General features: G+C 61.6%; 10 protein-coding genes. 9 read left to right on the forward strand and 1 reads right to left on the reverse strand.

Annotated features, from left to right (window positions below):
- The first annotated feature begins 143 nt into the window (after window positions 1-143).
- Together OXR60_RS19340 and OXR60_RS19345 are read left to right on the forward strand one after the other, a co-directional pair.
- Window positions 144-326 (forward strand): CsbD family protein, encoded by a 183-nt coding sequence (locus OXR60_RS19340; RefSeq protein ID WP_267397679.1) that lies wholly within the window; start codon window positions 144-146, stop codon window positions 324-326.
- A 55-nt stretch (window positions 327-381) separates the two neighbouring features.
- Window positions 382-735 carry a hypothetical protein gene (locus OXR60_RS19345; RefSeq protein ID WP_267397681.1) on the forward strand — a complete coding sequence of 118 codons (354 nt, stop codon included), beginning with the start codon at window positions 382-384 and terminating at the stop codon, window positions 733-735.
- A gap of 34 nt (window positions 736-769) precedes the next feature.
- On the opposite strand, the gene OXR60_RS19350 is transcribed toward OXR60_RS19345, so the two are convergent.
- Window positions 770-1,000 carry a hypothetical protein gene (locus OXR60_RS19350; protein WP_267397682.1) on the reverse strand — a complete coding sequence of 77 codons (231 nt, stop codon included), beginning with the start codon at window positions 998-1,000 and terminating at the stop codon, window positions 770-772.
- A 137-nt stretch (window positions 1,001-1,137) separates the two neighbouring features.
- Between OXR60_RS19350 and OXR60_RS19355 the strand changes: the two genes are divergently transcribed.
- From OXR60_RS19355 to OXR60_RS19385, 7 genes are all read left to right on the forward strand, one after another.
- Complete coding sequence (locus tag OXR60_RS19355) at window positions 1,138-1,542, forward strand: host attachment protein (protein WP_267397684.1); 405 nt, start codon at window positions 1,138-1,140, stop codon at window positions 1,540-1,542.
- 102 nt (window positions 1,543-1,644) lie between these two features.
- Entirely contained in the window at window positions 1,645-3,642 is a 1,998-nt protein-coding gene (locus tag OXR60_RS19360; protein ID WP_267397685.1) for a PAS domain-containing sensor histidine kinase, read from the forward strand.
- Between the two features lie 56 nt (window positions 3,643-3,698).
- On the forward strand, window positions 3,699-4,757 hold the full coding sequence (locus tag OXR60_RS19365) for a DUF4118 domain-containing protein (RefSeq protein ID WP_267397686.1): 1,059 nt from the start codon (window positions 3,699-3,701) through the stop codon (window positions 4,755-4,757).
- Window positions 4,758-4,830: 73 nt separating this feature from the next.
- Window positions 4,831-5,184 carry a response regulator gene (locus tag OXR60_RS19370; protein WP_267397687.1) on the forward strand — a complete coding sequence of 118 codons (354 nt, stop codon included), beginning with the start codon at window positions 4,831-4,833 and terminating at the stop codon, window positions 5,182-5,184.
- Window positions 5,185-5,535: 351 nt separating this feature from the next.
- The gene (locus OXR60_RS19375; protein WP_267397688.1) at window positions 5,536-5,697 is read left to right on the forward strand and encodes a hypothetical protein; all 162 of its coding nucleotides are present in this window, start codon (window positions 5,536-5,538) and stop codon (window positions 5,695-5,697) included.
- Window positions 5,698-5,854: 157 nt separating this feature from the next.
- The gene (locus OXR60_RS19380) at window positions 5,855-7,108 is read left to right on the forward strand and encodes a sodium:proton antiporter (protein ID WP_267397689.1); all 1,254 of its coding nucleotides are present in this window, start codon (window positions 5,855-5,857) and stop codon (window positions 7,106-7,108) included.
- A 580-nt stretch (window positions 7,109-7,688) separates the two neighbouring features.
- Entirely contained in the window at window positions 7,689-10,847 is a 3,159-nt protein-coding gene (locus OXR60_RS19385; RefSeq protein ID WP_267397690.1) for a PAS domain S-box protein, read from the forward strand.
- Window positions 10,848-11,287: the final 440 nt, after the last annotated feature.

Genomic DNA, 11,287 nt, shown 5'->3' on the forward strand with positions numbered 1-11,287 from the left:
TTGGCCGAGTCCGCCGTCAACATCGAGGCGGTCGAGGGCTGAGGTGCTCAGAGGCCGGGTGATGGAAGCCCGGCACTGTCACCCTATGTTAGCGCTGGCACGATCGGCCCCGATGGGCGGGCCGACTGCATAGGAGATCGATCATGGGTGAGTTCACCGATAAGCTCGATGCCGCCGGCAACAAGATCGCGGGCAGCGTCAAGGAAGCCGTCGGCAAGGCGACCGACAACGATAAGCTGGTTGCCGAGGGCGAGGCCCAGAAGGTCAAAGGCACCGGCCAGGACGTGAAGGGCAGCGTCAAGGGCGCGCTCGGCGACGACATCTGAACCGGCCAGGGGTCGCTCTAAAACGGCGACCCCAAACCGACCAACGGGGAGCGGTATGCGGATCACGATCATAGTGCTGACCAGCACGCTCGCCTTAATGGCGTGTAGCGGCCCCAAGCAGAAAGCTGGCGAAGCTCAGGATCAAGCGGCCGCAAACGCCGCTGGCGTCGCCTATAACCGCAACGGCCCGAACGAGCGTTTGGGCGAGGCTCAGGACAAGGCCGATCGTGCAGCAGCCAAGGCGCGTAACGCGCAGGCGGACGCGCTCAAGCAGCAAGGCCGCGAGATCAAGTCGGCCGCCGATGCCAAGGCGGACAAGCTCGAAGAGCAGGCCAAAGCCATTCGCGACACTGCGAAGCATCAGGCATACACCCGCGACAAGCAAGCAGCAAACGTCACGGGGCGCTAAGCGCGCCTGATTGGTCCCTCGGGGTGGCAGAGCGCTAGTTGGCGATCTGCTCCATGTAGATCGTCTCGATCTCGTCTGCACGAAGCTCCTGCTGATCCGCCGTGACGATCTTGGCAGTATGTAGCCGGCAGTCCGCAAACTCCATCGCCGCCAGTACGACCTCCTGGACCGTACCCTGTTGCAAGGGCTGGCCGTTCAGCTGCTCGTCTAACGGGTCACGCGCTTCGAACAGAGTGGCCGGAGCGGCAAGGTCTACAATGTTCATGGGGCCTCGTAAACAGCGGTGGCGATGGCACCATCTATGGTGTCATGGGTTAACTTCAATATCTTTTTTGGTATACCAGCTACTGAACGCAAACTTTATACTTACGCATACGTAACGAATATTGTGAGGAGTAGAACATGGAACTTGGAAACAACGCTGTTGTCGCTGTCGTGGATGGCAAGAATCTAAAGCTGTTCAAGAATACGGGCAATGGAAACACGCCCAAGCTTACCTCGCTACCGGCAGAGGATGTCTCGACCGACAATAAGGGGTCGGGTGGGCACCATTCCAGCAGCTCGGCTAACCCGGCCGATCACCAGCAGGACGAGGACGCGTTCGCGGCCGGTGTCGCCGAGATGCTCAACAAGAAGGCGATGTCAGGCGGGATTGACCACCTCGTGGTCATCGCCGCCCCCCGGACTCTCGGCGAGCTGCGCAAGCACTACCATAAGGCGCTTGAAGCCAAGCTGACGGGCGAGATCGCCAAGGACCTGACCGGCCACTCGGTTGCCGACATCGAGAAGGTGATTGGGGTAGCCTGACCTAAAGACGGTCCCCGGGGCGTAAGCCCCGGTGATTGCCTACTTCGTGCCGGCGCTTCCAAGGGCGATGACGCGATTTTAGATCGTTGCTAGATCGCCACCATGACGACGATGCGTGATGGCGAGCTTGCCACCCTGATTCTGCAAAGCGCGACCGACTTCGCGATCATCAGCCTCGATCGCGACGGCATGGTCACGAGCTGGAACCCGGGTGCCGAGCATCTGCTGGGATGGTCGTCGGCTGACATCATGGGGCAGAGCGCCGACGTCATCTTCACCCCCGAAGATCGCGCCGTCGATGCGCCACAAACCGAGATGGCGTTGGCTCTCGATGTGGGAAAAGCGCTCGACGAGCGTTGGCATATGCGCAGCGACGGCTCGCGGATTTGGGGCTCCGGGCTGATGATGCCGCTGCTCAGCGAAACTCACGAGCATATCGGCTTCACCAAGATCATGCGCGACAGGACCGTCGAGCGCGAGTCCGACCGCCGCTACAACGCGCTCACTGCGGCATTACCCGGCTTTCAATTCGTCAGCGACCCTTCCGGCGACATCACCGATACCAATGCCGCCTTTCAGAGCTACACGGGCCTAGAAGCGTCCGGTCTGGACGGGGCACAGTGGCTCGACGTCCTGCACGTCGATGATCGCGCTGAGGTCGAGGACCGCTGGCGTGAAGCGATGAGCAGCGGCGAGCCGTGCAAGGTGCGCGGGCGCTTTCGCGACCATGCCGGCGACTATCGCTCGTTCGCTTGCCAGGCGATGCCCGACCACGACGGCGAGGGGCGGATCATCCGCTGGATGGGCACCTGCCTTGATGTCGATGCTGATGCGCGCGCGCGTATCGCACTGGAGCGCCTGACCCTGGCGCTGGAGCATAAGGTCGATCGCGGCAGCGACGATCTGGCCGCGTCGATCGAGAACGTCCAGGCCGAGATTGCCGGCCGCATCAAGGCAGAAGATGCGCTTCGACAAGCGCAGAAGATGGAGGCCGTCGGGCAACTCACAGGCGGTGTTGCTCACGACTTCAACAATCTGCTGACCGTCATTCGGGGCAGCGCCGATCTCCTGCGCCGCCCCGGGCTGCCGGAGGAGCGCCGCGTCCGTTACCTCGACGCCATCGTCGACACCGCCGAACGGGCGGCCAAGCTGACCGCGCAGCTGCTGGCCTTTGCACGCCGGCAACCGCTCAAACCCGAGGTGTTCGACGTCTCTCAGCGGCTCGATGACATGCGCGAACTGCTGACCACCACGCTCGGCTCGCGGGTAATGCTGACGATCAATCCGGCCTGTTCGCCATGCATGGTGCTCGCCGATCCCAACCAGTTCGACACCGCCATCCTCAACCTCGCTGTCAACGCGCGCGACGCCATGGACGGCGAGGGCACCCTCTCGCTCCAGGTCGAGGAGGTCGATCAAGTTCCTGCCGTTCGCGGTCACGACGTGCGGACCGGCCGCTTCGTCAGGATCACCGTCTGCGACACCGGCCCTGGCATTCCGCCCGACCAGGTGGGCCGCGTCTTCGAGCCGTTCTTCACCACTAAGGATGTCGGCAAGGGCACCGGGTTGGGGCTCAGCCAGGTTCACGGTTTCAGTAAGCAGTCTGAAGGCGAGATCGACGTCGCTACGGCCGACAGGGGCGGTGCGGTCTTCTCGCTTTACCTGCCGCATGCGCCGGAGTCCGCTACGGTCGTCGAGGCCCCGACTGCGATCGCTCCCGTTCGCATCGGCGACGGGCAGGGCTGCATCCTCGTCGTCGAGGACAATGAGGCGGTCGGCACCTTCGCCACCGACATGCTCGCCGAGCTTGGCTATGCCGCGGTCTGGGCGCGCGATGCGGCAAGCGGGCTGGATCAACTCGCGGTCGACGACACCCGGTTCGACGCGGTGTTCTCGGACATCGTCATGCCTGGCATGTCCGGGGTCGAGTTCGCCGGCCTCGTCCGGGATCGATATCCCCATCTCGCGATCGTGCTGACCAGCGGCTACAGCCACATTCTGGCGCAGGAAGGGAGCCACGGCTTTCAACTGCTCCAGAAGCCCTATTCGGTCGACCAGCTCAGCCGCATGCTGGCCGCCATTTTTGCGGAGGCGAGCTGATCGCCCTCTGGCCTCAAGCGGAGGTTCGTCCAAAATCAGTTCAAAAGGCACGGTACATGAGCAGGGTCAGACTGGTGCAGCAACTGGAGCGGCTGCCGCTGCTCATCGAGCGCCAACCGCTTGCCTACGGACTCGTGCTACTGGTAGCCGGGGTTGCGTGGGCAGCGCGCATGGCATTCGACCCTGTCCTGCCGAGCGGCTTCCCGTACATCACCTTCTTCCCTGCCGTAATCTTGTCGTCTTTCCTGTTCGGCCGTGGTCCGGGGGTCATGGCGGGCGTCGTGTGCGGCCTGCTCTCCTGGTACTTCTTCATCCCCCCGCGCTACAGCTTCGCCCTGGACCGCGGCACGGCCATCGCGCTCGCCTTCTACACCTTCGTCATTTCCGTTGACATCGTACTCATCCACTGGATGCAACACGCTACCAAGCGCGCCCGCGCCGAACGAGAACGCAGCCGTCAGCTCGCGGAAGAGCGCGGACGATTGGCTGAGGAGCGGGGTGCCCTGGCTGACCAAACGGAGCTGCTGTTCAACGAGCTGCAACACCGCGTGTCGAACAACCTGCAAATGGTCGGTGCCGTGCTGTCGCTGCAGAAGCGAGGCATCACCGATCCAGCCGCCCGGCAGGCGCTCGACGACGCCTCATCCAAGCTCCAGATGATCGGCCGCATCCAGCGGCAGCTCTACGGCACCAAGGGCGAGCAGGTGCCGCTCGACATCTTCCTGTCCGAGCTGACCGACGACCTGATTGCCGCGGGGGGCAAGCCCGGCATTACCCTTTCGGTCGCGGCCGCGCCTGGTATCCTGCTCCCGCCCGACGCCGCTATCCCGGTGGCACTCATCATGGCGGAAGCGGTCGCCAACGCAATCGAGCATGGCTTCGCGGAACGGGATCATGGTTCAATCGCGATCGAGCTTGCCCGGCATGACGATTTGATTGAGCTATGCGTTTGCGACGATGGTCACGGCCTGCCGGAAAGCTTCGACCCCATGCAGGCGACCAGCCTCGGCCTCAAGGTCGCGCGTACGCTTGCACGCAACCTCGATGCCCGGTTCGAGATCAAGGCCGCCCATCCGGGCACACGCATGCAGCTGACGCTTCCAGCCCGCTCTTGAGCGCGATCCAGACCAAGGCGGCACCAATCGGCCAGTGTGGCGGTTGGTACGGTTCAATTGGCCGGAAACATCTATGTGTCACGTACTTATCATTGAGGACGAGTGGCTGATCGCCGACTATGTCGAGCAGCTTGCCCGCGATGCCGGCGCCACCTCGATTATGATCGCGGATTGCGAAACGGACGCGATCGAGGCCGCAGGTGCCCGCAGACCCGAGATCATCCTGTCGGACGTGAACCTGCGGACGGGCACCGGTCCACGAGCCGTGGAAGCGATCCTAAGTATATGGGGTCCGATTCCGGTCATCTTCATCACAGGAACACCTGAGGATTGCACGGACTGCACGCCGCCCGCGGTCGTGCTGACCAAGCCGATCAGGGCTCAAGCGGTCATCGAGAATTTCAGGCGCTTGGCACCCGTGGCGTAACGCTGCCTACCAGAGCTTCGCGTTCACGGCTCAGCACGGCATATCCCACAAGCTGACGGCGACCGGTACCGCTTGAGCAGTCCAACTAGGATTGAGTTTCGGGAATGGGCGAGCGGCAGCAAATCCGATTAGAGGTGAACGCCTTTGGCCGTCCAAGCCGCCATCTCGCCATCGGCTATGGTTACGATCCGCGCCACGCGCCGGTGCGCCGTAGGATAGATATGCTTCCACTCGGCCACGGGAGCGTCGTCAGCTCCCATCATGCGATAGCCCATGCGCCCCTAGGCAACGTTCGGGAACAACTCGTCGGCGGACAGCAGGGCTGCGAAGCAGCAGGCCGACCACCCGGACTTGCTGGCGGCCGAGTATAAGGAGGGCTTACAGGCGCGGTTCGGGGTCGCACCGATCGACCTCGTGCCGCGCATGTTCTATCGGATCACCGATAGCTGGCTTGAGCTGACGGTGCGCTTCATCGTCCATACCACGGCATCCGCGGCGCTGAGGACGCTGTGAGCCGCTAGATCATCAGCGAACTCGACAAGGTGGGCATTGGCATAGCATTGGCCGCTTATGACATCATCGGTTTTCCGCTGACCCGAGCGCGCCCGGAAGCAGCTACTCCACCTCAGTAATTCAGGAACACCCGCTCATTTCCAGTATACACGGCGTCGTGATCACGCCATTCGACGCCGCGGCGATCCTGATCGTGCTGGCAGCGGTCCTCGGCTTCATCAACATCCGCTTCTTGCGTTTGCCGCAGTCGATCGGGCTGACGGTGATGGGTGCGGTTGCGTCGCTTCTCGTGGTCGGGATCGATCGGCTTCTGCCCGGCGGCAATCTTAGCCACGACGTCGCGCGTTTTCTCGACGGTATCGATTTTCATCGGACGTTGATGAACGGGATGCTGTCGTTCCTGCTGTTTGCGGGCGCGCTGCACGTCGACTGGCGCGAGATGCACCGCGGGCGTTGGGCAGTTGTCGCCCTCAGCACGGCCGGCGTGCTGCTGTCGACCGTACTGATCGGCTGGGGCTTCCACCTGCTGACCGGCATCCTGGGACACCCGGTGCCGCTACTCTGGTCGCTGGTGTTCGGGGCGCTGATCAGTCCCACCGATCCGGTCGCCGTGCTCGACGTGCTGAAACGCACGGACGTGACGCCCACGCTGGAAGCGACGGTCGCGGGCGAGAGCCTGTTCAACGACGGCGTCGCCGTCGTCGTTTTCGCGATCTTGCTTGCGGCTGCGTCGGGAAGCGAGGCGCTCTCGATCGGCAATGCGACGCTGCTGTTCCTGCAAGAGGCAGGAGGCGGCGTCGTTCTCGGCCTGCTGGTCGGGTGGATCGCCGTCCAGGCGATGTCGCGGATCGACGAATACAAGGTCGAGGTGATGATTAGCTTAGCCGTAGTGATGGGCGGCTATGCTCTGGCCAGTCGGATCGGATTGAGCGGCCCCGTTGCCATGGCAGTGGCGGGGCTGCTCATCGGCAATCACGGCGTCGCCCATGCGATGAGTGCCACCACCCGCGATTACCTGCTCAAGTTCTGGTCCGTCATCGACGATCTACTGAATGCGCTACTGTTCCTGCTGATCGGGCTGGAGGTGGTGACAATTCCATCGGAGGCATCGCTGCTCGCGATCGGTGCCGCGACCATTCCGCTGGTGCTGCTCGCCCGCGCGGCGTCCGTTCTCGTCCCTCTCGTGGCCGTGAAGCCTTTCCTGTCGCTCGGGCGGCGGGCCCCGGTCACGCTAATCTGGGGCGGAATGCGGGGCGGCATCTCGGTCGCCCTCGCGCTCAGCTTACCTCACTCGGCTGCGCGTGATCTTGCGTTGACTGCTACCTACCTCGTCGTTCTGTTCTCCGTGATCGCACAAGGCGGGAGCATCGAGCGTGTGCTGGCAGCAACATACCGGGACGGCCCGCATTAGCCACAGCCGCCCATCTCCTTAAGTTCGGACGTCTTGGAAGTCGCTTGTTCTGCGACACAACCACCGCGGGGGAGTGAGAATGGTAGAAATGCATTGGATATAATTCGATCATAAGATCGCTGAAGCTGACGATTGCGCGTGATCTGGGGGTCCGAACCGGCTTTAAACATGATCCCCACTCCGACCTCTGGAGAGCCGCGTATTCGACCGGAGCGCTGCGCATGCCTGTAATATGGAGATGACGGATCAAATCGTCGATGGCTTTTAAATAGCACCATCCTCTTCTTGCTACTTTGATTATGGACTTCTTTTAGTCGGTGCCTTTGCACGAAGACAGAATGATAACCTGAACAAGGCAACTGCAGCGCTTCAACATAAAATTTCCATTATTTAAGCCACCAATAGGTGTTACTGGTCACTTTTACGCGACCTTATAACGTACAGCCGGAGTGCCACGGATAGAGATTTGGCGACCGCTCTGCCCTACAAGTCATTCGTTGTGGGCCCTCTTCTAAAGGCTTTTGCCGACAAAAAATTAACGATGCTGCCCTAATAGGGCATCATGGCCGGAGCATCAGCAATGACACTTCCGAAGCGCGAGGGAGCAGTGCTCGCCACGAGCTTCTTTCTGCTCGCCTCTGCGGCCATCCTGCTTACCCGACTCAACGGAGGCGTAGCGCTACTCTGGGTAGCCAATGCTCCGCTGATCATGTTCCTGTGCCGGTGTCGCAGCGTGGCCCATTGCCGATCCGCGCTGGTATGGACCGCACCTGCGTCGGTAGCAGCCAGTACACTTTTCGGCCCGGTCTGCTGGGCTGCTCCCTTTTTCGGCATAGCTAGCATTCTTGAGGCAGTAATCGCCGCGGTTCTGTTGCGGCGTTGGTTGGGCGACAGTGATCCGTTCGGACGTACGCGCTCCGTCATCATATTCATCGCCGCGGCTGGCATTATAGCGCCAGCAACCAGCGGGCTGGTCGGCGCTACAACGGCGCTGATTGCATTGCACAAGCCTTGGATAGCAACCTTCTCTGATTGGGTGCTGGGCCGCAGCTTGGGGACGTTGATCGCCAGCCCTATCGTAATGCTGCTCATGGCTGGTGAGCGGCGAGCGGGAGCGCAGCGCCTGATGTCGCAGCTGTGGGGAGAAGGCGGAGCACTGCTCACTGCTGTCGCCATCGCTACCGCTGGAGTATTCTGGCAACAACGATTGCCGCTGCTTTTTCTTCCGGCGCTGCCGATACTGCTCGCTACCTTCAAGCTGGGCAGGCCTGGCGCTGCCCTGTCGATTTTACTTGTAGCAGCGATTGGCGGGAGCGCCACCGCCAGCGGCCATGGTCCAGTGATGATGACCAGCTTGTCGCGTGTCGGACAGCTCCAGTTCTTCCAAGTTTATCTTGCCGCTACGTTCCTGATGTCGTTGCCGATGGCAGGGGCGTTGGACGAGCGCGAACGGCTGATGCTGGCCGTGCGGGAGAGTAATCGGCTGTTCAAACTCGCCGGAAATATGGCATCGATCGGCCATTGGCGGATCGATCTCAATGCTCAAAATCTGGCTTGGTCGGATGAGGTATTTCGGATCTACGGCCGGGAGCCCGGCGCTCCGCCGCTCCTCGCGGAGGCGATAGGCTTCTACCACCCGGATGACCGGCAGAGAGTGGCGGCAATCGTCAATGGCGCAATCGCAGAGCGACGTGATTTCGCGTACGATGCACGCCTGGTCCGCGCCGATGGATCGATTCGCTATGTGGTTGCCCAAGGTCAGGTAGAAACCGACATTGCTGGCGCGGCACTGGCCATGTTCGGCGTTTTCCAAGACGTGACCGAACGGGAGCGTACAGCGGAAATACTTCGCGACAGCGAGGCTCGCTTCCGGCTTATCACCGAACAAGCCAGCGACATGATCGCGCTCATCGATCTCGACGGTGTCTGCCTGTTCATGTCTCCTGCATCCGCAACCATTCTGGGCATTTCACCTGCGGAAATGATCGGAACCAAGCCGATCCACCGCGTTCATGAGGACGATCAGCCGGCGGTTCAACGATACCGTAAGGGCTTGCTGGCAGATACAGCAGCAGCTGGTGCATCGCAGCGCTTTCGGATGGCGCGTGCAGACGGCAATTATACCTGGATCGAAGCCAGCTCTCGGCTGGCTGCCTACGGTACAATCCCTTGCGTGGTGGCGGTCTGGCGCGATGTATCGAGCCAAATGGAGATCGAAGCCGAACTGAAATCCGCAAAGGCGGCTGCCGAAGCGGCCTCAGTGGCTAAGGCGGGGTTCCTGGCCAACATGAGCCATGAAATCCGCACGCCCATGAACGGCGTGATCGGCTTTGCCGAGCTGCTGCTGACTAGCGAGCTGACCGAGCAGCAGCGCCGCGACGCAGGGTTGATTGCGGAATCCGGCCGAACCATGATGAAGCTGCTCAACGACATCCTTGATCTGTCCAAGATCGAAGCCGGACAACTTGATGTTGTCAGCGAACCGTTTGACCTCCACCATGCCTTGCGCAGCTGTGGCAAGTTGCTCGGGGCTAGCGCGGCGCAGAAACGTCTCGGCCTTGCGGTGAGAATCGCGGATGACGTGCCTCGAGTTGTGCTCGGTGACGCCTTGCGTGTCCGTCAGATCGTGCTCAACCTGCTCGGTAATGCCGTCAAGTTCACAGAGCATGGCGAGGTAGCGCTTGGCGCGCGTGTGGCCGAGATCGGGGGCGAGCAGCAGCTAGTGATTGCGGTCAGCGACACTGGCATCGGCATCGCACCCGAACGGCAGGGTTCGATTTTCGAAGAGTTCGTTCAGGCTGATCATTCAATCACGCGCCGCTATGGTGGTACCGGCCTGGGCCTTGCGATCAGTAATCGTCTTGCCCGCCTGATGGGCGGTCGCATCGATCTGAATAGCCGGCCGGGGCAGGGAACCACAGTAACGCTGCAGCTCCCTGCCGTAGCCGGGGAGATGGTGGCAGTCTCCGACAAGCCGGTAATCACAGGAGCTACGCGACTTTCACAACGTGCGGCTCGTGTGCTTTTGGCTGAGGATCATGAGGTCAACCAACTGCTGGTCCGCGCGATGCTCGCTCAAGGCGGCCATGACGTCACCGTTGTTGCCGATGGACAACAAGCAGTCGACGAGGTGCGCCAGAGCGTTGCAAACGGCACCCCGTTCGATCTGATCTTCATGGACATGCAGATGCCGGTGATGGACGGGCTTGCCGCAACCCAAGCCATTCGCGGATCTGAACAGACCGGTGACCGGAGGCTCCCGATCATAGCACTCACTGCGAACGCCTTCGCGTCTGACCTAGAGGCATGTCGCGCCGCAGGGATGGACGACCACGTCGCCAAACCGGTGTCGATGGAGGCGTTGCTGCTTGCCGTTGACCGGTGGGCGCGATTGGCTGACACACAAGCTGCGGTGCCCGCGGACTTGGCCACTTCTCACCCTCCCGCGCGCAAGACCAGCTTCCGCCCGAGTGCTGCGGCGCAAGCCAAATATGCCGCGCACCGGGCCCGCACTCTGGAGCATGTCGAAGCGCTAATCTGGCGCGGCACCTTTGCAGAGGACGAACTGGAATCGGCATCCGAGCTACTCCATAAACTGGCGGGTACGGCAGGTATGTTCGGCGAAGCCGCTTTGGGTAATCGCGCCAGCGAGTTTGAAGAAGGGCTACTCGCCTGGCCTGTCGGAGAGCGCGCTGCCCGCATCCTGGCCGCTGCTCAACAACTCCGGGAGGCTGCGTAACGTGAGCGCTGTAAATGACGGTGACAAACCAACCTATGGGAATGTCACCCAGTGATAGCGGGGCCGGATTAATTGCGGCTGGTGGGTGTCGCTCTCTTGCTTGGGAGCAGGGGTGCTTTTCGTGGCGAGCTGCGCAGCAGTCAAGCGCTTTGTGTTTGTCGAGGGTCATAGCGCCGGGAAGCGGTCCAGATCCTTATCGTTCCGCTAACTCCTTGTGAACGTTGGGTGTGGTAAACTCAAGTGAACATCTGCCCGGAAATTTTGCTATGCACCGTACGCCTGACCACGACAGCCTTCGGGCGGAGGCCTCACGGATCGCCGCGATCGAAGAGTATGGGTTGTCACGTACCCCCTTGGAACCTGAGTTCGGGCACATTGTTGAACTCGCCGCGTCCCTCTTCGACGTGCCGATCAGCCTGATCTCGGTGGTGGAGCAGGAA

This window comes from Sphingomonas sp. GC_Shp_5 (genome assembly GCF_026540855.1).
Classification (GTDB): Bacteria; Pseudomonadota; Alphaproteobacteria; order Sphingomonadales; family Sphingomonadaceae; genus Sphingomonas.